The 23,608-nt window shown below is 41.4% G+C and carries 20 protein-coding genes; 14 read left to right on the top strand and 6 right to left on the bottom strand.

Annotation, left to right across the window (positions count from 1 at the left end):
• Window positions 1-29 precede the first annotated feature (29 nt).
• The gene (locus R2S57_RS17330) at window positions 30-338 is read left to right on the top strand and encodes a hypothetical protein (protein ID WP_316846210.1); all 309 of its coding nucleotides are present in this window, start codon (window positions 30-32) and stop codon (window positions 336-338) included.
• A 229-nt stretch (window positions 339-567) separates the two neighbouring features.
• Here the strand turns inward: R2S57_RS17330 and R2S57_RS17325 are convergent, their stop codons facing one another.
• Together R2S57_RS17325 and R2S57_RS17320 are read right to left on the bottom strand one after the other, a co-directional pair.
• A complete protein-coding gene (locus R2S57_RS17325) occupies window positions 568-1,137 on the bottom strand; it encodes a hypothetical protein (RefSeq protein WP_316846209.1) in 570 nt (189 codons plus the stop codon).
• A gap of 48 nt (window positions 1,138-1,185) precedes the next feature.
• On the bottom strand, window positions 1,186-1,455 hold the full coding sequence (locus R2S57_RS17320) for a hypothetical protein (protein WP_316846208.1): 270 nt from the start codon (window positions 1,453-1,455) through the stop codon (window positions 1,186-1,188).
• Window positions 1,456-1,790: 335 nt separating this feature from the next.
• Here R2S57_RS17320 and R2S57_RS17315 point away from each other — a divergent pair, with 335 nt between their 5' ends.
• The 6 genes from R2S57_RS17315 to R2S57_RS17290 all read left to right on the top strand — a co-directional run bounded on the left by R2S57_RS17315 (window position 1,791) and on the right by R2S57_RS17290 (window position 9,425).
• Complete coding sequence (locus R2S57_RS17315; protein WP_316846207.1) at window positions 1,791-2,456, top strand: response regulator transcription factor; 666 nt, start codon at window positions 1,791-1,793, stop codon at window positions 2,454-2,456.
• Entirely contained in the window at window positions 2,431-3,714 is a 1,284-nt protein-coding gene (locus R2S57_RS17310) for a HAMP domain-containing sensor histidine kinase (protein WP_316846206.1), read from the top strand. The genes R2S57_RS17315 and R2S57_RS17310 overlap by 26 nt, the downstream gene beginning before the upstream one ends.
• A 75-nt stretch (window positions 3,715-3,789) precedes the next feature.
• Window positions 3,790-4,227 carry a PepSY-like domain-containing protein gene (locus R2S57_RS17305; protein ID WP_316846205.1) on the top strand — a complete coding sequence of 146 codons (438 nt, stop codon included), beginning with the start codon at window positions 3,790-3,792 and terminating at the stop codon, window positions 4,225-4,227.
• A 74-nt stretch (window positions 4,228-4,301) separates the two neighbouring features.
• Window positions 4,302-5,285: a hypothetical protein gene (locus R2S57_RS17300; RefSeq protein ID WP_316846204.1), complete on the top strand. Its 984-nt coding sequence runs from the start codon at window positions 4,302-4,304 to the stop codon at window positions 5,283-5,285.
• 215 nt (window positions 5,286-5,500) lie between these two features.
• Complete coding sequence (locus R2S57_RS17295; RefSeq protein WP_316846203.1) at window positions 5,501-6,829, top strand: putative sensor domain DACNV-containing protein; 1,329 nt, start codon at window positions 5,501-5,503, stop codon at window positions 6,827-6,829.
• A 133-nt stretch (window positions 6,830-6,962) separates the two neighbouring features.
• Window positions 6,963-9,425, top strand: coding sequence for a PAS domain S-box protein (locus tag R2S57_RS17290; RefSeq protein ID WP_316846202.1), 2,463 nt, complete (start codon window positions 6,963-6,965; stop codon window positions 9,423-9,425).
• A gap of 293 nt (window positions 9,426-9,718) precedes the next feature.
• Here the strand turns inward: R2S57_RS17290 and R2S57_RS17285 are convergent, their stop codons facing one another.
• The 4 genes from R2S57_RS17285 to R2S57_RS17270 all read right to left on the bottom strand — a co-directional run bounded on the left by R2S57_RS17285 (window position 9,719) and on the right by R2S57_RS17270 (window position 13,314).
• Window positions 9,719-10,696 carry an MlaD family protein gene (locus R2S57_RS17285; RefSeq protein ID WP_316846201.1) on the bottom strand — a complete coding sequence of 326 codons (978 nt, stop codon included), beginning with the start codon at window positions 10,694-10,696 and terminating at the stop codon, window positions 9,719-9,721.
• Between the two features lie 2 nt (window positions 10,697-10,698).
• Entirely contained in the window at window positions 10,699-11,472 is a 774-nt protein-coding gene (locus tag R2S57_RS17280) for an ABC transporter ATP-binding protein (RefSeq protein WP_316846200.1), read from the bottom strand.
• 12 nt (window positions 11,473-11,484) lie between these two features.
• Complete coding sequence (locus R2S57_RS17275; protein ID WP_316846199.1) at window positions 11,485-12,291, bottom strand: ABC transporter permease; 807 nt, start codon at window positions 12,289-12,291, stop codon at window positions 11,485-11,487.
• A 300-nt stretch (window positions 12,292-12,591) separates the two neighbouring features.
• A complete protein-coding gene (locus R2S57_RS17270; RefSeq protein WP_316846198.1) occupies window positions 12,592-13,314 on the bottom strand; it encodes a class I SAM-dependent methyltransferase in 723 nt (240 codons plus the stop codon).
• Window positions 13,315-13,404: 90 nt separating this feature from the next.
• Between R2S57_RS17270 and R2S57_RS17265 the strand changes: the two genes are divergently transcribed.
• The 7 genes from R2S57_RS17265 to R2S57_RS17235 all read left to right on the top strand — a co-directional run.
• Window positions 13,405-14,283, top strand: coding sequence for a LysR family transcriptional regulator (locus tag R2S57_RS17265; RefSeq protein ID WP_316846197.1), 879 nt, complete (start codon window positions 13,405-13,407; stop codon window positions 14,281-14,283).
• Between the two features lie 311 nt (window positions 14,284-14,594).
• Window positions 14,595-15,188, top strand: coding sequence for an RNA polymerase sigma-70 factor (locus tag R2S57_RS17260; RefSeq protein WP_316846196.1), 594 nt, complete (start codon window positions 14,595-14,597; stop codon window positions 15,186-15,188).
• Window positions 15,189-15,294: 106 nt separating this feature from the next.
• Complete coding sequence (locus tag R2S57_RS17255) at window positions 15,295-16,467, top strand: FecR family protein (protein WP_316846195.1); 1,173 nt, start codon at window positions 15,295-15,297, stop codon at window positions 16,465-16,467.
• A gap of 137 nt (window positions 16,468-16,604) precedes the next feature.
• Window positions 16,605-20,162, top strand: coding sequence for a SusC/RagA family TonB-linked outer membrane protein (locus R2S57_RS17250; protein ID WP_316846194.1), 3,558 nt, complete (start codon window positions 16,605-16,607; stop codon window positions 20,160-20,162).
• Window positions 20,163-20,189: 27 nt separating this feature from the next.
• Window positions 20,190-22,133, top strand: a complete 1,944-nt coding sequence (locus R2S57_RS17245) for a RagB/SusD family nutrient uptake outer membrane protein (protein ID WP_316846193.1) — start codon at window positions 20,190-20,192, stop codon at window positions 22,131-22,133.
• 28 nt (window positions 22,134-22,161) lie between these two features.
• Window positions 22,162-22,611 (top strand): DUF5018-related domain-containing protein, encoded by a 450-nt coding sequence (locus R2S57_RS17240; protein ID WP_316846192.1) that lies wholly within the window; start codon window positions 22,162-22,164, stop codon window positions 22,609-22,611.
• A 134-nt stretch (window positions 22,612-22,745) separates the two neighbouring features.
• Window positions 22,746-23,608: metallophosphoesterase family protein (locus R2S57_RS17235; protein ID WP_316846191.1), on the top strand; the 863-nt coding region annotated here is incomplete at its 3' end.

Genomic DNA, 23,608 nt, shown 5'->3' with positions numbered 1-23,608 from the left:
TCATATTCCCCGGGTTTTAACCAAAATAAATGCAGGGGATTAATAGAAGCCAGCATGAGCATTTAAAAAGCCTGCTGATCAAACTGGAAGAAAACCTCAGAATGGAACAAACTTGCCCAACAGACGAAAATGGTCTTCAGTTGCTTGCTGAACTTGAAGCCACGCGGTCTAAGCGTTTGCAGATGCAAGCTTTGTACATTGAATACCTGAAAAAACTCGCAGATATTGAAATGCATATTGCGCTATATAAGACAGTTTATAACGATGTGAGTATCAATTTTGTAAGCAACCGGATTCGGAAATTAAATAAAAGTGAAAGATTAAAATGCAATAAATAGGCTTGAAGAAACAGCCTCAGGTATTCTTCTTAGATGATGTGATGTTGAGCCTGTTTATCGGGAAACTATCACTGACAGATTACATCAGAGAGGTTCTCATCCGATAGCTATCGGATGACGATAATTCGAGAAAATTTATTTCCTTTCAATTCCTCCGTTATTCATGCTAATTTTTATATCATAAATTGAGCCCTGCTACATCCCGATCTGATGAAAGATCTTTTTTTAATCAATAAGTCATGATATGGCCACTTCTCTCAAAGTAGATGATGTTATTGTCGAATTTTCCCTGATAAGGATTTCCTTTTGGCCTAAAACCATTGCCCATCAAAAAACGCTGACTGCTGGGCGTAGCCGTAGTGGAAAACAGAATACCCTGGTGATCGCTGATTTTTTTGAGTAACATCCGTTTTAAGGTACTGCTGATCCCCTTTCTGCGGACAGATTCGCGGGTAAAAGAATAACCGATCTCCAGAAAAGGCTGATGGATGCCATTGGCAATGCCGGCTTTTTGATGTACATCTTCCAGATAGGCCAGGTTGGGTCTTTTTATGGCTGAAATGCCTACCAGTCTTTTGCCATTATAACAGAATGCAAGAAACGCTGCACTGAAAATCTTTAGTGGCAAATCTACAGGCGAAACCTTGTTTCCCTTTCTCAACAACATATAAAAGTGGTGGAGCTGTGTAATGGAGCAATCTGCTGGCCTTTTGATCTCAAAATGGCAGTTGCCAAGAAAATTCGGCTCATGATAGTGATCCTGGTAAAATACCAGTCCGGTAGCGATATGGTGGTTCATTAGAATAGGTTTAGGTGAAAGACGGAGCTTATTTGCTTTTAGGCGAGCTTATTTGTTTTTGGCTTTTAGCGAGTCCTTTAGTGGCCCGGATAAGGAAAGCATTTCACATACCTTATCATTCCAGTCAATGAGCGCATCCTCGGGGGAGGTTCCAAGACCAGAAACATCCTGTTCCTCTTCGAAGGATAATACGGCGTAATAACAATCACCATCCTGATAAATGGAAGGTTTGAATTGCATTACAAATGTAGGTAGCTTGTACCTGTTATAATCAAAATCCACAAGTCTTCCCGGGATCGTTCTGGCCTGCTGTTTCATAAGGTATCCGTTTTTGTTGAAACATTGTTGTTAGCCGGCTCTGTTTCCGGCAAACAAACGTATTTCTAAATTAAGCGGTCCATGTTTCCTTAAGGTTAGCCAGTTATTGTCTGTTTGTTAAGTTGTTGGTTAATTAGCTTTATTGGATGCTGCCAAGACTATGCCGTTTAAAATGAACCTATCGTATACGTTTTAGCCTTACTACTGATTAAAACCCTTTAAGTAAAAAACTGCCTAACAAAGCGTTATAATCATTGTTACATTTAAAAACAGTGCTTTGGAGCGTTTTTGTGCGTATCCAGAATCTTTCCAGTTTTTATCTGTAATTTTTGACCATGAAAATCCTGATCATCGAAGACCAGTCCGAACTCCGCAACGCTATCCGGCAATCGCTGGAAAAGGAAAGTTATATTGTAGAAGAGGCTGCTACCTTTATCCAGGCGATGGAAAAAGTGGCCAGCTTTGATTACGACTGCATTTTGCTTGATATTATGTTGCCAGGGGGAAACGGACTGGATATTTTAAAGGAGCTTAAAAAAACGGAACGGGATGATAACGTGATTATTCTTTCGGCTAAGGATTCTATTTCCGATAAAGTTTCTGGGTTGGAACTTGGTGCCGACGACTATCTGGCCAAACCTTTTCACCTGTCGGAGCTTACTGCAAGGGTCAAATCCGTATTGCGGAGAAAATCTTTTAGTGGTAAGCAATTTGTAACGCTTGGGGAATTGGATTTAGATATGGAAGGAAGAAGGGCGCTTTTCGGAAAGACCGACCTTCAGCTCAACCGTAAAGAGTTTGATATTCTCTGCTATCTCTCGCTAAACCAGAACAGGTTAGTAAACAAGTCTGCACTTGCCGAACATGTGTGGGGAGATTTTATGGATCAGGCAGATGATTTTGAATTTATTTATTCCCAGATCAAAAACCTTAGCGCTGTGGAGGGCTCCGTTCAGATTCAGGCAGTATACGGACTTGGCTATAAACTCATCGTACAATGAAGCTACTCAACCATACCTTAAAATATCTATCGCTGACACTTTTAGTGGTTATTGGTTTATGGGCTTTGCTTTTTTATCTGCGGATGATAAGAGAGGTCGAAGACAGTTTGGACGATGGCCTTGGAAATACCAAGATGGTGGTGATCCAGCGGATGGCCGCGACCCGGGGATTGCTGACAGGTCTGGCTTTTCTGAACACAGTTATCAGATTAGAAAGATAAGTGAAAAATCGGCGCTGAATTTTAGGGATCATTATCAGGATACGCTGATGTATACCTTAAATGAGAAGACACTGGAACCTTTCCGGATGCTCAAAACTGCTTTTCGTGAGCAGGATGAGTATTATCTGCTTACGGTGGTCGCATCAGCCGTTGAACAGGACGACTTGTTGAGAAACCTACTCTATAGTATTGTACTGTTATATCTCCTGATTTTGGTTAGCGTTTTTGTAATCAATAACCTGTTATTGAAAAAGATATGGACACCATTTTATGTGTTGTTAACTAAATTAAAAAGATTTCGTCTGGAAGATCAGAAGCAGATCTTATTGCCCGTAACAAATGTGACTGAATTCCAGGAGCTATCAAAAGGTGTTAACGAACTGGTCGTGCAAGCCATAAATTCATACACTGGGCAAAAACAGTTTATCGAAAACGCATCGCACGAACTCCAAACCCCGCTCGCTATATCGCTCAGCAGACTCGAAATGTTATCAGAAGAAGCAGGCCTTTCTGGTCAGCATTCGGAACTCATTGGGCATGTAATTTCCGATCTGAAGCGTATGGGGCGGTTAAACAGTTCGCTGTTATTGCTCACCAGGATCGAAAGCCGGCAATATGCGGAGGTGGAAAAGATCGAGGTCGGCGGAATAATTGATAAGCTGGTAGATGACTTTAGTGATTTTGCGGCACTCAGGAATATTTCGGTTAGGGTAGCTAAAGATGAAGAATTCCAATTGTTGATAAGCCGGGATCTCGCGCAGGTGCTATTTTCCAATCTGATCAAAAACGCGCTGGTACATAATAAAAATGGTGGAACGCTTGGAGTTGAAATAAAGGATGGGCGGGTAAGGATAAGCAATACCTCCGAATCTGGGGCGATGGACCCGGGCAAAATATTCCGCAGGTTTGAAAAGGGTGGCGCGGAAAATGTGGGTACCGGACTTGGGCTTGCCATTGCAAAATCCATTGCAGAGTTATATGGTTTTGCACTTACATATGAGTACGATGGTATGCATCATTTTTGCTTTTCGAGTTAATTTAAGTGAATAGCGCGATTCCCAATTGTTTCCAGTTTTGGATGCGAACTTTGGTCTACATTAAATATTAAGACCATGAAAAATTCATTTTTATTATGCTCAGCACTGCTATTCAGTGCAACGGTTTATGCACAGGATATTCATAGCGATCAGGTTCCTTCTGTAGTGAAAAATACTTTTAACCGATCTTATCCAAATGCTAGGGATGTTGAATGGGAGAAAAAAGGCGACCTTTATAATGCGGAATTTGATCTTTCCAGGGCAGACCATGAAGTTTGGATAGATGCCAAAGGTGTTTTGATTAGAGAAAAGAAAGATATCACCAAGGCGCAGCTTCCGGTTACTATCGCCGCTGCAATCAAAAAACAATATCCATCGTTCAGAGTCGACGACGTAAACCAGTATAAAGAAAACAAACAGGTGTTTTATAAAGTTGAGCTAGAAAAAGCAGGAAAAGATTCACATGTAGTCTTTGATGGGGCCGGTAAAGTATCGGCTAAAAGATTTGATTAAATCCAAGCGCCGGGACTTCATGTTCCGGCATTTAGATTTTAATAGCTGTGTATTCAAAAATTAAAAATTAGCTCATGAAAGATTATAGACTTGCACTTTTGCTTATAGGTTTGGTAGTAATTGTTATACTTGGTTCCGGAATTTATATTTATTCTGAAAAAAATACCGCAACAAGCGTACAGGAAATAAATATCAAAAAGGTTAAAAAGACTAAAAATAAAGATTTAGTACCTGCTTCGGCCACTAATGCAGCCTGTGTAGGGGGGCGGCTTGTTGAAACTGCTTCCTGGTCAATGCCAGATGAACTCTTTGAGATTTCCAGTATTGCCTGGCTGGGTAAAGATAAAATTGCGGCGGTTCAGGATCAGAAAGGAATCATATATGTTTATGATCTTGCCAGTAAAAAAGTGGTAAAAAGGATCAACTTCGGTAATGATGGAGATTATGAGGGAATCGCCTTTGCTGGAGGACACTTTTTTGTGATGCGTTCTGATGGCTATATGTTTGAGGTGGAGCAATCGGGAAAGGTGCTTAAAGAATATGATCTGCCCCTTACCGCGAAAGACAACACCGAGCCATTTTATTATGACGCGGCCAAAAACAGGATGCTGATTGGTCAGAAAGACGGAGAAAAAGGTTTGGCTTCGAAAAGCTTTTTCGCTTTTGATCTCACCACGAAAAAGTTTAATCCGAAGCCTGTGTATTCCATTGATTTAAAGGATAATATTGTGTCTTGCGGATCAGTTACTGCTGTGGATCCGGGCAAGGGTAAAAAATCCGGAAAAAAGAAAAACAGTAAAGGGAATGCTAACATCAGGCCATCAGAGATTGTGATTGATCCAAAATCTGGAAACATTCTCGTAGCTGACGGTCCTGGTCAGCGTATCCTGGTACTTTCACCTGAAGGTAAACCCAAATACTATCTTTCGATGGATAAAAATTCCTTTCCTCAGGTAGAAGGCATGCTTTTCACACCATCTGGTGAATTTTATATTTCTACCGAAGGCGCAAAAGGCCAGGCTGCTAAGATTAGCAAAGTGCGTGTTGAGCTATACTAATGCCATATTGGTGCGATTCCTGTCGGTTAATGACCTTACGTAAGCTGATTATTTCTATAAGTTGAACGATTTAGGGCCAGGTGTTTACCTTTAGCCATTGCCATCGTTGATCCAGGATCAAGCTGCTAAAATTAGTCTTCCTCAAACCTCTTTTTTTTGGTGGTTGCGCTCAAACTATTCGTTTATCAAGATGTTTAAAGGTAAACGATATTGATTTGGAAAATTCACGCCCGATGGACCTTGCGGTCCTTGTAGAGAACAAGTTAAAGCTTACACGGGGAAGGCTGCCTGTTCCGGAAATTAAGGTGTTGGAAGATCTCTTCGATTGTCTTTTTTATTCCAGCATGTGCAAAGAAGAGAGCGATCTGATTAAGGTTACCATAACCTTTATTGATCCGCAGAATCCGGATCCCAAACCTCCGAAGCATATTGTGCCCGAAAGATGGAGCTGTATTCCATTTGAAACCCATATCCCAATGAATACAAAAGCATTGGCAAAACTTTCGAAGGCAGCAGATCCTTCCAGTTCTTCGCTTGCAGTATATTATGGTGAAAAAGGGGAACTTTATATCTGGGGCATGATCGATCAGGCCATGCATTACCAAAACTTTCTCAACTACGAGTCTGATACGGACTCCGAACAGCCGGGGCTATTTCAGGTTTCTGTAAGTGATATCGGTACACTTTATGTACTTTTCGACTATGAGTTGCTGGCCACCCTGAAGCAGAATGTGCTGGTTAAACGTTATCTGGATGTATTAACCATCGGACCAATCTCTAAGATATTGAAGCGGAATGCAGAATTTTTGAAAGTGGCCATGCGCGAATACCTTCACAAAACACATCCATCAGAACAATACGGCGATTGGGAAGAATATCTGGATGGCCTCTGGATTCAAACTTTTTCGAGGCTTTTGCTCAAGATTCAAAACTATCAGCATGGGGGCGCCATCCTCATTGCCGACGATAGTGCCGATCTGGATGTGAAATACAGGATCCACTATGAAAGGTTAACGCTGGCCATGATTGCACATGCGAAATCGGCAATCGACAATTTTGTTTCTGAGGGGACTATTGACGGGCAGTTCGAAATAGGCCGGCGATCGATCAGCAGGCGGTTATACCAATTGGAAACACAGTCTTTCAATGCTAAAAAAGGTACTGGTGATGAAATTAAGGGTGCAATCAGCTTTATTGCCTCGCAAAGCTGTGTGGATGGGGTAGTGCTTTTTAACCGGAATATGGTTACAAATGGTTTTGGCGCCGTACTTAGAGCGAAGAAAATGCCCCGTAAAATTTTTTTCTCCTCCACGGCTACAGCTACTCCAAAATCGCTTAAACCCTACGATCCACGGCATTATGGCACCAGGCACAGATCAATGATTGCCTATTGCTGGAACCATCCCGGATCTTTGGGACTGGTGATTTCGCAGGACGGTGATATCAGGGCGTTTTCCAAGATCGAAGATAAGCTGATCATGTGGGAGAATATCAAAACCCAGCAGTACATGACCAATAAAGCACAGCGTCAAAAAAGCCTGTAATATGCTTATTTGATAAGAAAATGCCCGGAACAACTCAGAATTAAACATATTTAATCCCTGAGCTTGTAAGGGATTTGTTATTGTATTAAACTTCTTAACTTTAACCTGCGAACAATTTATTTCGTATTTCTACATGTACGCCAGTAAGTCACCATCTCCTGATACGCTTCGTGCGCTTGAAACCGCACCTGCGATGTTTCTGGTTTTGTCGCCTAATTTTGATATCCTCACCGCCAGTGATCTCTTTCTTGAAGCAACGGCTTCTGTTAGGGAAGATATTGTTGGAAAATACATTTTTGATGCATTCCCGGATAATCCAGGCCTGCCCGAAGCAGATGGTGTGGCAAATATTCGCTATTCCCTGCAATATGTTGTTCAACATGGAACGAGTCATAAAATGCCGGCACAGCGTTATGATGTGCCAGATATCTCCATTCCGGGTGGCTTTGCTTTAAGGTATTGGGAACCTCAGCATTCACCGGTTTTTGATCAGGAAGGAAAACTGTCTTACATCATACAGTCTGTAAATAACGTTACTGAACAGACGTTAAACCGGATGGAGGCGGATGCGTCGCGGAATGAAAACAAGGCTAACCTCATCCAGGTTGATCTGCTCAATAAAGATCTTGCCGAGGCACACCGCGACTTGCTATACCTGAACTTATCGCTTGAAAATGACGTGGCGAAACGAACAGAACAACTTGCACTCAGCGAAATAAAATACCGTAACCTGATCGAATATAGTCCGGTGGCCATGCAGGTGTTCAGAGGGGAACACATGACTTTTGAGCTTGTGAATGAAGCCATGTTACGGTTTCTGGGCAAAACAGCCGATATTATTGGAAAGACACTTTTTGAGGGTGTGCCCGAAATTGTTGGTCAGCCTATTGTTGAGGCCCTTTATGGCGTTTACCGCACGGGTGAGCCATTGGAAATTTATGCTGAAAAAGTTGTCTTGGAAAGGGATGGGCAACAGGAAACTGGTTATTATGATGTGATCTATCGGGCACTGCATGATGAAGGGAAGATCTCAGGGGTATTGGGCATCGCAATAGAGGTTACTGCCCAGGTTTTGGCCCAACAATCGATTGTAGAAAGTGAGGCACGTTTCCGGACGATGGCCGAAAATAGTGATATACTTATCTCCTTAACCGATGAAAAGGGAAGACTGGAATATTTGAATGCCGCATGGGCAGCACTTACCGGATGGCCACGTGAAAATTTGAAGACATTTGGATGGAGTGAGTTTGTACATCCGGGAGATCGGGAGATGGTGGCAAAGAATTTTTTGGAAGCGGTTGAACAACAACGCGAGTTTACGAATGAGTTCAGGCTGTTGAGCGGAGAGGGGAATTACAGATGGCTGAGAGTACGCGGAACGCCACGAGTTGATGGTGATCAATCTTTTAATGGTTACATCTGCTCGGGTATCGATATAACGGATGAAAAACAACGTCTTTTGGAGATCGAGCACATCAACAAAGCCCTAATTTTTTCTAATGAGGAGCTGCTTAAAACAAATCTGAAGTTATTGGAAAGTGAAGAAAATCTCCTCACTGCATTTGATGCCGGAGATTTGGGGAGCTGTAGTCTGAACCTTAAAACCGGACAGGCAGATATGTCTGAGCGGTACCGACGCCATTACGGGCTGCCGCTTGATCAGGAAATATCCTGGGAAATGGTGCTGGAAGCGGTAGAACCCGAATTCCTTGGAGAAGTAAACCTGGTGCTCGAAAACGCAGTGAAATTTGGAAGTCCTGTAGACAGTACCTATGCCATACGCCACCTGCTTACGGGAGAACGCAGATGGATGCGCGTGGTGGGAAAGGTTTATGAGGATGCCGATGGTATAAATGAGCGCATTTATGCCATTGTAATGGATGTAACCGATCAGAAAGAGGATGAGCAGCGGAAAAACGACTTTATTGCCATGGTGAGTCATGAGCTCAAAACGCCACTCACTTCCATCACCGGTTATATCCAGTTGCTGCAACTGAAGGTAAAAGCCATTGACGTATTCGGTGGGCAGGTTTTTCTTGACAAGATACAGGCACAGCTGAGGAAAATGACCAACATGATAAATGGCTTTCTAAATATTTCGCGTCTGGAATCTGGAAAGATCCAGCTCTGCAGAAGCAGATTTGATATCAGCACACTCATTGGGCAACTGAAAGAAGAATATAGTACACTGGTATCCACTCATCCTATCCGCTATATCCATGAGGCTGAAATCTGGGTGAATGCAGATGAAGATAAAATTTCGCATGTGGTTAATAATCTGTTGAGCAATGCCGTTAAATATTCATCACTCAATTCAGATATTTTGATCAAGTGTGATGTAATCGGAGAACAGGCGATCCTCAGTGTTCATGATCGGGGCTTAGGAATAGCTGAAGAAGATATCCCAAAACTCTTTGATCGGTATTACAGGGTTCAAAATGAACGGACCAATACAATAGCAGGTTTTGGGATAGGCCTTTATCTTTGTGCAGAAATTGTTGAACGGCATGGTGGTAAGATCTGGGTGGAAAGTAAAATCGGGGTAGGATCTGTTTTTTCTTTTAGTCTGCCCTATGCTCCGCGACTTGCCTCTTAGATGCTAATGAATGGGGCTAGAATTGAGTAACCCATGTAGCCGGAATTTTAGCATTATCTGTATAAAGAATACCTTGAGGATTAAAAAAGAGAAAGCCCCATATTGCTAAGGGGCTGTAACTATTATGTTTTATTAACATCCATTAAATAAAACTAACCAAACAAACTATTTAAACAGACAAACTAATCTGTAAATTGTTTTAGAAAGACGGCTGTAATTCCTAAAGGTTTTAAATTATTTAAATTAATTCCATTCGCAACAATCCTTTACACATCTTTGTGAAAACCCGGCAACTATTGTTGCTGTCTTTTTAACGAATCTTTTGCCCTCTTCTTGAAAAAACCACGGAGCAGGAAGTTGCTTTGTACGGCCTCCAAATCTTCGTCCAGTTTTTTACTGCTTTTCTCGAGGTTCAACATGATTGCTTTTACCTGTTCGGCTGTTTTCTGGTCGTTTAACAACAATCCGGCAGCATTATCCGAAGTTTTTAATTTTGCTGATGCGGCATCCAGGTTAGCGGCCAAACTTGAAGCCGACTCTACAGATTTTTGTAAAGTGGCAGCAGAGCGTTCCAGCTTTCTAAATATGGCAGTATCGGTCAGCATTTTATTCATCAGTCCGTCTTTTGTATTCAGCGTTTTTCCAAAACGGCCGAGGAGCTCGGCACTTTGCGCTGTGGCAATAGAGGTACGGTTCAGGTTTGCCACCATCGATTTAAAGTTGATAGCAAGCTCCTGGTCGGATAATAATGCACCAGCGGCACCTTTTCCATCAATCAGATTTCTGGCCAATATTTTAAAGTCGCCGGTTACATCTACCAGATTTTTATTGTTCACCTGCAGGGTTTTCATGATGTCATCCGTAGAAAGCGAAGTGTTCACTTTCAGCTGATCGCCATCTTCTACAAAAGGGAACTTCGGATTGCCTCCGGTAAGTACCACAATCTTGTTTCCGATCAGTCCATCTGCACCAATGCTTGCGCCTGCATCTTTGTGGATATATTGGTGCATATCTTCCTCTATACTCAGGTACACTTTTACCTGAGAAGTGCCAAAAAATTCTATTTTCTTTATCGTACCGATCTTTACGCCCGAAAACCACACGTTATTGCCTTTTTTCAAGCCTTGGATGTCGTTAAATACCACACTTAAAGTAAAACTTTTCACAAATGTTTTCTTTTGGCTACCCAGGGTAAATATGCCCAATACAAAAATCAGGATACCTATGGCAATGAAAATACCTACTGTTATTTTTTTTCTGTTTTCGTTCATAGTTATTGTATAAAATTGTAATCGTAAAAGGGTTGTGCCTGTTGGTCGCCTGAGTTAAACACCTGGTCGAAGGAGCCTTGCCGCTCAAAACTCCGTTCAATGAGCATCGCTACCCGGTTGCCTACTTCCTTTGCGCAGGTTAGATCGTGGGTAATAACGATGGCGCTGGTATGATACCGTTCCTGTACATCATTGATAAGTTTGTTGATTTCGCGCGAGGTAATCGGATCCAGTCCGGCGGTAGGCTCATCATAAAGCATAATTTCAGGCCTTAAAATCAAAGTCCTTGCAATACCGATACGTTTTCGCTGTCCGCCTGAAAGCTCTGAGGGCATTTGGTTGATGGTTTGCGACAGACCTACTGCATCCAGCATTTCTTCAACCGAGTCTTTTACTTCTTGTTTGCTCAGGTCTTTCCGGTTACGCACCAAAGGAAACTCGAGGTTTTCTCTCACGGTCATGCTATCGTAGAGTGCACTGTTCTGAAAGGAAAAGCCAACCCTTAAGCGGAGTGCCAAAAGTTCTTTGTATGAAATTTCATCCACCACCTGGTTCAGTACGCTTACCAGTCCCGAATCGGGTTTAAGCAGCCCGATGATAATTTTGATCAGTACCGATTTACCTGTTCCGGATTTACCCAAAACCACCAGGTTTTCGCCTTTATATACGTCAAGCGATGCATTTTCAAGTACACTATAGTTTCCAAAGGATTTGTTTAACCCTTTGATTTCAATCACTTTTTCCGCTTGTTGATCTGTAAATGGTTTTTCTTTCATCACTGGCGGGTTTTATGTATTAAATAAACTAAATATCTGCACACAAACAACTTCCTCAACGAAAATGAGGAACATGGCAATAACCACCGAAGAGTTGGCCGCTTTACCCACGCCTTCAGTACCTTTAGAAGAGTGGTAACCTTGATAACAGCCTACAATGGCGATGGTGAAGCCAAAAAGTATTGCTTTAACGGTGGAGGCAATAATATCTAAATAGGTGATGCTTTCGAGTGAACTTTGGAAAAATGTAGTTGCGCTTGTTCCCTCATTCACCGAAACATTGAGTAGTGCGCCCAACATCCCCACCATGGCGGTGTAAAAAGTAAGGATCGGCATGGTGATCGTGGCCGCCAAAACACGGGTGCTGACCAGAAATTTAAATGGGTTGGTTGCCGAAACTTCCATTGCATCTATCTGTTCGCTCACCTTCATCGAACCCAGTTCGGCGCCTATACTCGAACCCACTTTCCCGGCGGCAATAAGTCCGGTAAGCAAGGGGGCAAGCGTTCTAAGCAGCGCTATTCCAACCAATGATGGAAGCCATGAGGTTGCGCCGAATTCGGAAAGCGATGGCCGCGATTGTTTGGTAAATACCAGTCCGGTGATGAAACCGGTTGTGGAAATTAGTAAAGCAGAGCGATAACCGATTTCATAACATTGCCGAACCAGTTCTTTGAACTCGTAGGGTGGGAGAAAGGCTTCCCTGAAAAACCTGCCGATGAACCTAAAAACTTCGTAAAGGGATATAAACCAGGCCGCAAGCCGTCCAACAGGTTTCAGTTCATTCTGCCCGGCATTTAACTCTTTTTCTGTAGCCATTATAATTTTGTTCCTGTTTTCAATCTTTGAATACTATTTAAACTCTTTTTCGACTTCATTTGAACTGCGAGCGTTTATTATCCTAAGCAATACATAAAAGTGTGCAAATTGTTTGGTTTTAAAACCTTTGATAGTGTTAAATAATGGTAAATTAAACAATATTGATTTGGGAAATCTGTTCAAATACATTTAATGCCTTTCGGCGAAGAAGGTGTTTTTCGTGTCTTTAATGTTTTTTAGGCGGTTTATATTTCTGTCCCATGGCTAAACTGTTTGAGCCATAGAACAGAAAATTTATTATTATTTAATCGCACCAAAAGCGGCAAAGTAAGAGTTTTTATGTAACACTTCGGTAACGGTAAAACCAACTTTTTGCAACAGGTTGAGCTGATAATTAATGGATCGCGGGGTATCCTCGTAAGCAATATAATCAAATACCTTTTGTCTGTATTCGGCTCCGCCCAAAGTTTCCAGATAAGCCCCGTATGTACTGCGGAAAAGACTATCTATAAGCGGTGAATCATGGGCGATGAGGTCTGAAATCCAGATGCTGCCGCCAGGTTTCAAAGCGCGGTAAATTTTGCCAAACATCAGCTCCCAGTCTGCATCACTCCGCAAATGGTGAAATGCGGCAGCAGAGAGGATAATGTCAAAATGATCATCAGGCAGGTTGAGGTTGAGCATATCATCCTGTATTAAATTCACACTGCCAGTTGTTTGGGCCGATATACGCTCCTTTGCCTTTTCGAGCATCGGTAGGCTAAGATCGTTTAACGTACAGTTGAGGTCTGGGATTTTGCTTAGCATTTTTAAGGTGTAATTGCCAGCACCACAGCCAATATCGAGCAGTTCTTTTGCGCCTGGGTTAATGTATTTTGCGGCCTCGGTGCAAAGTTCCATGGTTAGTGGAGCGTCGATAGTGGTCTGTTGACCGGTTTCCAGGTTAGAGAAACGTGCTACATCCTGATCGAAACGGCTTCTAATTTCTTCAATGCTTGCCTTCTGCTTGTCATCTGTATTCATAAAATATTTTTTTTGTTAAAGTTAACATCGCTTACCATATTTGTAAAATATCAATTTTTGCATAAATTGATACTTACTAGGTATTATAAAATGGAACTCAGACATCTTTTGTATTTTAAAACGGTTGCGGAAGAACTTCATTTCACCAGGGCGGCGAATAAACTTTTCATTTCACAGCCGCCATTAAGCCGGCAGATCAGGGAGCTTGAAGAAGAACTCCAGGTTCAGTTGTTTGAGCGGAATAACAAACGGGTAACATTAACCAATGCCGGAAAGTATTTTAAAGAGGAGGTAGATGCGCTGTTTTCTAAATTGGAGGAGAGCAAGGAAACCGTACGTCAGATCCACGGCGGGATTAGCGGAGAACTGAAGATCGGTTACATCAGTTCCGTATATCAATCGCACATGGCTGAAATCTTAAAATCCATGCAGATTGCCTTCCCTTATTTAAAAACCAGTCTTTTTGAGGTGCCCACGCTTACCCAGATCAAGGCATTGGAACAGGGCAAACTGGATGCAGGCATTTTGCGGGCCCCGGTTTTATCCGAAAAACTAAAGGTCGAATCTTTGTTTTTCGATCCTTTTGTTGTAGTTATTCCTTTTAGGGATGAAACATTAGAAAAGATAAATTCGCTTGGCGATTTTCTTAAAGAACGCCCCTTTATTTTTTTTAGTAAAGATTATGCTCCCCAATACAATGAAAAGCTGATGGAAATCTGCCAGAGATTGGGATTCTGTCCGGATATTACCCACGAGGCCAATAATGTACATTCGATATTACAGCTGGTTGAGGCGGGTTTGGGGGTATCTATACTTCCACTTTCATTAAAAAAACAGTATACCGGCATGAAGGTATCTTTTGTGGAGCTGGAAGGTATCCCGGTGAATACCGAGGTTGTACTGGCTTATAAAGCATCTAACAAAAATCCTGCATTAAAATGGTTTATTGAGCACTATCTACAGGCATAAAATTAATGTGTTTTTGCTGTATATGGCGAGGCCTTAGACCTGATTTTAAAGAGGAAAAAGCTTTTTCGAATTTCCATCGAGGTTAACAGATATGGATTGGATAACCTGAACTTATCCTGTCCTCTATGCCTGTAAAACTTATAACGTATTTCAATTTGTATTTGCGCTACCCGACGGGAAAGTGATTTACTATCGTGATAACTGAAATTTAACAAAGAATTGTTTTGATTTTAATAAACATAGTTTAGTTTTGCTAAACAAAATAAATTATTATAATCCCTCAGTTCCTGATCGATAGATTTTAATCCCTAATGAAAAATCACGATAAACTTTCTGATTATGATTTGATTATCCAATTGCGGTCGGGCTGTAAAAGTGCATTTACTGAAATTTACGACCGATACTGGGGAATTCTCATCAATGCCGCTTATCAGCGTTTGCGTTCGAGAGAAGATGCAGAAGAAGTGGTACAGGAAGTGTTTGTAAATCTTTATTCCCGCCGAAGTGAAATTGAGCCAAAATCTACGCTGGAAGCTTATCTCAAAACTGCACTTAAGTTTAAAGTGATCGATGCCTACCGTTTGCAACAATTGCACTACAGACATATTGACCATCTGGTTGCAGAAACAAATTTATCACCTGTAAGGCCCGATGATCAGCTGGAAATAAAAGAATTCAAACGGACTATCCTCTCGGCCTCTAGAAAATTGCCCGAAAAATGCCGTGAAGTATTTATCATGTTCCGGTTCGAAGAATTATCCCACCAGGAAATTGCCGAACGGGCAGCAATTTCGGTCAGTACGGTAAAAAAACACCTCCACAAAGCCATGCTTTTCCTTAGGGAAGAGTTTAAAGGAAGCAAGACCTTTTTGATGATTGCCTGTCTGCTTTTCTTATCAAAATAACTTTCTGATTTAAAATTATAGTGCTATTATTCAGTTGTTTATAGTTTTGTTGTAATTTTTTTCGATTTAGGGTAGAACCTTTTTCCTTTTGCTTCGAATACCTGATATGAGCAAGAATGAAAATGCGTTCGATAAACATCTGCTTGAGTTGATGACCAGGTTTCATAACGGACAGGCTACATCGGCCGAGATCAGGGAAATTGAACTTTGGTATGAAAATCAGGCGTCGAATGAAGGTTATACCGATCGCCTGTCGACAGATGAACAGCAGGAGGCCAAACAGAAAATGTTGCTGCAGATTAATGAGCGCATACAAAAAGATGTTACTCCGGCTACTAAGCTTCATCCATTTAAAAAATTAAAAGCATTTGCACTTGCCGCAGCTATACTACTGGCCATTGGTACCATATTCTATTTTGGCTTAAATGGACAAAACACACAGAAAACGGAGCAGGTAAAACTTAAAGATATTGCACCAGGAAATGATAAGGCAATTTTAATACTGGCCAATGGCAAAAAAATCAGTTTAGAAAGTTTAAGCAATGGTGAAATTGCCAGTCAGAGTGGCATTAAGATTTCTAAAACTGCTAATGGTCAGTTGATTTACGAGACCATTGCAAACACAGAAAATACAGGTACCAAACCCGAATTTAATACCATCGAAGTGCCAGTTGGCGGGCAGTGGCAGGTTGTGCTTCCCGATCATTCGAAAGTATGGCTAAATGCATTATCGCGCATTACTTACCCATTACATTTTACCGGCAACGAAAGGAATGTAGAAATAACTGGTGAAGCTTATTTTGAAGTGGCGCACAATGCTAAAATGCCATTTAAAGTGCATTGTGGTACACAAACTGTTGAAGTGCTGGGTACACATTTCAACATTATGGGTTATAAGGATCAGGAACAGATCAAGACTACGCTGATAGAGGGCTCAGTGAAGGTTTCGGATGGCAGCGTTACAAAACGATTGATTCCTGGAGAGCAGGCGCAGGTAGGATTAGGGAAAATTATGGTAACCGATAATGTTGATGTTGAGGATGTGGTGGCGTGGAAAAACGGTTATTTTAAATTTGACGAAAACCTCGAAGCCATTATGACAAAGGTGGCCCAGTGGTACGATGTGGAAGTCGTTTACCAGTTTAAGCCCGATCCAAACATTGTTTACGCGGGTAAAGTTTCGCGTTCGAAAAATATATCTTCCTTATTGAAAATCATAGCGTTTGATGGTGATGTACACTTTAAAATCGAAGGAAGGAGGATTATCGTGACCAAATAACTGCAACAGCCATGGTAAACCAAAAAAATGGTCAAAGGTGTTCGAGCACCTCTGACCGGATGTTGAGTTTACCCATTCCGATCAATCGGAATAAAAATCTAAACGAAGAATTAAACCGAAACCCAACACTCAAATTTATGAATTTAAACTTACATAATCGGTATGGTGAGCACCGCCGTACCTTTTACAAATTTCTGCTGGTGATGAAGATTACGACATTTTTCTTACTGATGACCATAATGCAGGTTAGTGCGACCTCGTTTGCACAAAAGATAACGCTTAATAAAGTTAATTCGCCCTTATCGTTGATTATTAACGAAATCCGAGATCAAAGCAATTATGATTTTTTTTACAACAAGAAGGCGCTGAAATTAGCTAAATCGGTTACCATTAATGTAAAGGACGCCACGCTTGAGGAGGTGTTGAAGATCTGTTTTAAAGATCAGGCCTTAGAATATCAGATTACGGATAAAACCGTAATGATAAAAGGGAAAGAAATAAAATTTAATTTTTTTAATCCATTTCAATTCACTGCCGAAAAGATTAGCGGTAAGGTGGTTGATGAGCAGGGCATGGCCATTCCGGGTGCGAGCGTAACCGAAAAAGGTACTAATAATGTGATCCAGACCAATGGCAATGGAGAGTTTACCATTAATGTAAAAGATAATACAGCCAGTTTGGTGATTTCTTTTATTGGTTATCAGAGTAAAGAAGTATTGGCAAAGGATGTTAAAAATGGTAATGTAATACTTGCTGTTTCGCAGGAAAACTTAAGCGATGTGGTGGTTACGGCTTACGGTAAGGTGAAAAAAAGCAGTTTAACAGATGCCGTTGAAACCATTAATGGCGAAAAATTAGCCAACAGGCCGATTCGGAATATCACAGATGGATTGATCGGACTTGCGCCGGGATTAAACATCCGGATGAGCAGTGGTGCACCCGAAGCCAACGCTTCAATCAATATCCGTGGTTTTACTTCCATAAATGCCAGCGCTGCGCCCCTGATCCTGGTTGATGGTATAGAACGGCCACTTCAGGATGTTAACCCAAATGATGTAGAAAGTATTTCGTTGCTGAAAGATGGGGCAGCCACTGCCATTTATGGTTCGAGGGCACCTTATGGCGTATTGTTGATTACCACCAAAAGTGGTAAAGAAGGTAAAGCATCAATAACGTATTCGATGAATACCAAAATAGGTGAAATGGTATTGGCTCCAACCCAGCCAAATTCGCCGTATTGGGCACGTTATATCAATATCGCTCAAAAAAACGGACAGCCTAATGGAACGGGTACCGATGGTGTTGATGCGGTTACCATAGCCAGAATGGAAGCCTGGCTGAGACAAGACTGGAACGATCCGTCGTTTGATGCGTTACGGACCCAGTTTGGTGATAAAGCACAACAATATATCGAAAACGGACAATTTCCAAGTGGTAATGCGGCTTATAAAGGCTGGACGCGTGAACAGTCGTTCGCGACAACAAACCTGTATGATTCTTATTTTAATAAAAACGATATCAGTCAGCAGCACAACCTAAGTTTTAGCGGCGGTACTGATAAACTACGCTATTTTTCAAGTTTTGGCTATAACAATACCAAAGGTTTGTTAAAGGGCGATTTAAACTATAATAAACGTTATAATTTTCAAACCAAATTAAATTATAAAGCTACAGATTGGTTAGACTTAAGGACTGATGTTAACTATGTAAGATTTGGAAATCAGGGTCCGAATTTTTCGGGTGCAGGAGGTACAGTAGCCAACTACACCAATATCTTTAGCAATATGATGCAATATTTCGCAACACCTCTAAGGGTTCCTTCGGGCAATGCTTATTCGTGGATATTGGGTGCTGCGGGCATTTTAGGAGAAGGTGGCCTAATTACCAATGGCCGGAATGAAATGGTATTAAGTGGGGGTGCAACTTTAAGACCTTTTAAATATTTTGAGATAAATGCCGACTACTCCAGAAGACAAAGTTATACCGATAACACCACCGTAACCAAAATTGCGTATACCGAACTGCCTGATGGTACCAAAATACAGAATAATCGCTCGGCCAATGTGAGCAGTATTTCAAAAACAAATGGAACGCAGGAATTTGGAGTAGCAAAAATTAGTGCTCAATATAACCGATCGTTTAATGGCAAACACAACTTATTTGCCCAATTTGGTTTTCAGTCTGAAGAAAACGATTATAAATCTTTAACTGGCAGCCGTACCGATCTGTTTGCTCCCGATGTAATTGAGGCTTTAAATGGTGCGGCAAATAACCAACAGGCCAATGATAGCATGTATTCCTGGAGCACACTGGGTTTTTATGGCGTAATTACCTACGATTATCTGGAAAAATACATGATCAAGTTTGCTGGTAGGCAAGATGCCAGTTCGCGCTTCTCGCCTGAGTCGCGATGGAGTTTCTTTCCTTCAGTATCAGGTGCCTGGAATGCCGCAAAAGAAAACTTCTGGCCATTAAAAGATTTTATCTCTGATTTTAAACCACGGGTTTCCTGGTCAACATCGGGTGATCTTACCTCAGTAGGCGTAGATAATTATTATACTTATCTACCAACGCTCGGTTTTTCGGTGAATAAAAATACATTGTTGGGGGGAACCTATTCGAATGTGGCAACAGCACCTGGCTTAGTAAGTTCGACACTTACCTGGGCAAAACCCACGGTATTGAACTTTGGTTTGGATGTTTCTGCATTGAACAGAAGGTTAAATGTAACCTACGAATGGTACCAACGTACTGTAATCGATCAGATCGGCCCACCAAACCCGCTTCCTCAGGTATTGGGTACCTCGGCACCAAACCTGAATAATTCTGTTTCTGAAACACGCGGATGGGAGCTTTCGGTTGGCTGGAATGATCAGTTTAAAGTGGCGAACAAGCCATTAAACTATTCATTAAAGTTTAATATGAGCGATTACATTGGTTATGTAACCAAGTACGCCCAAAATAAAACAGGTGTAACGAGCGGCGTTTGGACACCGGGAGAGCAATTTGGCCAGAATTTTTTCTACGATGCAAGGGGAGTTGCTCAAAATACCGCCGATCTGCGTACCGGAACATTAAACGGTACTTACAACTATCCCGGATACATTTTATACAACGATGTGAATGGTGATGGTTACATCAATTCAGGAAATGGCGGTTTCTGGTATAGCCGTGGAGATGTGATTAAAGACGGGTTTAATTATCCGCGTAAAAGTTATTCCATTATTCCGACCATTTCGTGGAACAACATTTCTTTTTCTGCTGTATTGGATGGCGTAATGCAATGGAAAGTGTACAATACATCCGATTTGGTGTGGGGCACACATGCGGGTAGCGATCTGGCCTATTTTTATACTTCTGCATACAAGGAAAGTACAAGTTTGGGTTATTGGAGTCCAGACAATACCAATGCCTTTTTCCCTGCATTTAATACAGGCAGTAGTTTGCCAACAAATAAATACGCGCTAAACCTTGCAAACCTGCGGATCAGGAATATTACTGTAGGATACGATTTACCACAGAACTGGTTGCGAAAGGTTAAAATTAAAAAGGCCAATATTTACCTCAGTGGAGAAAACTTAGGCTTCATTTATTCAAAATCAGTTGTAAAATATGATCCGGAGTTATTAAGCGGAGGTGTAAATGGATATCCTCCATTGCGCTATTATTCTATTGGATTGAATTTAAACTTATAAAAACCTATCATTTTATATATAAACGATATGAAAGCTTACAATAAACCAGGCAGGATAATATTCGCACTTTTTGTGGTGATGAACCTTATTGCCTGTAAGAAAAACTTTTTGGATAAAAGTCCATTGGATTCTGTTAATTCAGCTAATTTTTTCAAAACAGCATCCGATCTGCAAATCTTTGTAAACGGATTTTATAGCCGTTTGGCTCCTCAATACAACACGCAGGGAGGTACAGGTACTACCTCTGGAGGCAACAGTAATTTGGCACTGGATGCCAATACCGACATGATGATTGTGCAAACAACCGCAACCAGCAGTTTGTACAGATGGGATGTTGCTTCTGTTGCAGGAGATACCAATACCAGTTGGTCAGGAGGTTTTACCAATATCAGGTCGGATAATTATTTTCTTTATTATGCTGGCCTCAATGCTGAAAAAACAGATGCTGCCAGTCATTATATTGGAGAAGGGTATTTTTTTAGGGCGTGGGATTATTTTGCGTTGCTAAAGAATTTTGGCGGAGTACCCATTATTACGGAACCACTAACGGATAGCGACCTGGATAAACTATTTGTACCTAGAGCTTCGAGGTATGATGTAGCCAAACAGATCATTGCCGATCTTGATCTGGCCATATCAAAACTGAACTGGAAAAGTGAAGGACAAGGTGCCATTGCAGGTAGAATTAATAAAGAAGCAGCCTTAACCCTAAAAGCAAGAGTTGCCTTATACGAAGGCAGCTGGGAATATTACCACAGCAAAAAAGCCAGTCCTTATGCCATGCCTGGGAAAAATGGTGTTGAATTTTTGGAAATGGTTGAGCCAACAGTATCGCAGCTGATCAACAGACAGGGCACCAGAATATTTACGGCAGCCGGCGACAAAACCATTGCTTACAATCAGCTATTTGCGCAAAAAAATGCTTCGAATATCGATGGTGTATTTCTCTATAAAGTGTACGATGCTACCTTACTTGCACTAAGCCATAATTTCTTTTTCAAAATTCTGGATTCAGGCCCATCTATAACCGACCATTTGGTTGACATTTATTTAAATAACGATGGTACACCACAAGTTTTTCCGGCCGTGTATCCCAATACACTGAATCAGTTAAGTACCAATTTAGATCCGAGGTTTAGACAAACCGTATGGACGCCAGACAGAGGTCCACTTAACCAATTGGCCGGTCGCGGTGGTGATGGAAACCCTTTCAGGTATCCGGTTATTGCCTCTCAGGCACCATATACTGATATAGGTTTTACTTCTACAGGTTACCGGAATTTTAAGGGCGCTGTTTTAGCCCAGGAGGCAACAAAAGGAGAAACCGATGATGTACTGATGCGTTATGAGGAAGATTTATTGTCACTGGCTGAAGCTAAGGCTATTTTAGGAACGATTACGCAGACCGATATCGATAAAACGGTAAATGTAATTAGAAACCGTGTGGGCATGACACCTTTAAATATGGGTGCAATTGCTGCCGGAACATATAGAGAAGACCTTGGTTTTGATCTTGCTTCTACACCTATCGTAAATGAAATAAGAAGAGAGCGTACCGTAGAATTTGCTTTGGAAGGTTTTCGACTGGATGACTTGAAGAGGTGGGGAGTATATGAAAAAGTGATTAACGGCTATCAACCACAGGGTGCATTATTGCAGGAATTCCTTAATTATTTTAACCGTTCTGCCAGTCAGGTTGCTTTGGATAAAGGCTCCGACCCGACTTTATACAGCCAGATTAGAAAAGATGGTTATGTACTTAATGAATTTAACCTGGTGCCCAATACCAATCTAGCCAGTTTTGCTAACGGAAGAATAAATCCGCTGTTTAAAGTGGCCGATTTCAGGGCTGGGGGCAGAGGACTTTATATTAACCCAACAAGAGATTATTTAAGTGCTATACCCTTGCAGCAGATCAAACTTTACCAGGCAAACAATGCAACGCTTAGCCAAAACCCAGGATGGAATTAATCTTTTAATTTTTACCATAAGCAAATAGATGATGAAACGTATAAAAATATCAAACTGCCTGGCACTGGTTCTATTGCTGGCATTTTCCAGCTGCATGAAACCAAGAGTAGAACTCGATGATACCCAGTGGGGCGATAATGCCAATATTACTGCTGCCGTATTGTTTAAATATGAAGAAGTAAAAAATCAGCTGGGTTATAACGAACCCGTAACCGGTTATCAGAATGTGAGCATAGCTACTCCTTCAAATGTGGTTGATAAAAGCCAGGCTACCGTGAGGATCGTCGCTGCTAAGGGGACGGATTTAACCAAGATAGGCATCCGCTTTTCTCACTTTGCAAAATCGATAGAACCTATTAATGGAGCACCTGCTGCGGGTATAATTGCCGATTTTTCGAAAGGAGAATTTACGTACAGGCTCCATTCGGCTGATGGAACTGATCGTGATTGGAAAATATTAATCTCAGTAGCACCTTAAAACTACAGCATGCATGTACCTGGTAGGGGTTATTCCTGCCGGGTACTTTTATCACAGTTCAAAACAAATTTAGCCGAATCAATCATCCTGAATTGTTTATTGATCAGGTTATTCAAAAATATCATTAGCAAATAATGAAAAACTTAAATAGAAGAGAATTTATCGGTGGCATGCTTGCCACAGGTATTGTGCTCCAGATTCCGGATGTAGCGCTTGCCATGTTCCTGCCAAAAGCAAAACCAATCAAAATAGGTATAATTACCGATCTGCATCAGGATGTAATACACAATGGGCGCGAACGTTTGGAGGTTTTTTTAGATCATTGCAAAAAGATTAATCCCGATGCAATAATGCAAATGGGCGACTTTGCCTATCCGAACGAAAAAAATAAGGGACTAATTGATCGTTTTAACGATGCACACCAGGAAACGTTACATGTAATTGGTAACCACGATACCGATTCGGGGCATACCAAAGCGCAATGCATCAGTTACTGGAAAATGCCTGCCAGGTATTATACCAAAGAAGTAAATGGCATTTGTTTTATTGTTTTAGACGGAAATGACAAAGGATCGCCAAAACATAAGGGAGGTTATCCGGCCTATATTAACGATGAACAAAAATTATGGCTGCAACAGCAATTGAAAGAGATTGATAAACCCATTATTGTGGTGAGTCACCAGCCACTTGCCGGTGCCCTTGCTGTAGATAATGCTGAAGAAATTCAGGAAATACTGAGCTCGGCAGCTGATAAAATTTTATTGGCGATAAATGGTCACACGCATATCGATTGCCAGTTACAGATCAATAACATCAATTATGTTCATATCAATTCGGCCTCGTACTTTTGGGTTGGCAGTAAATACAAACACAACAGTTATCCGGAAGCGGTACACCAAAGCCATCCATGGATATCGAGTACATGTCCGTATCAGGATGCCTTATTTACAACCTTACATATCGATCCGGCTTTAGGCATGGTATATATCGATGGTAA

Source organism: Pedobacter psychrodurus, assembly GCF_032678585.1.
Lineage (GTDB): Bacteria > Bacteroidota > Bacteroidia > Sphingobacteriales > Sphingobacteriaceae > Pedobacter > Pedobacter psychrodurus_A.
This window is presented reverse-complemented; position numbering and strand designations above follow the sequence as displayed.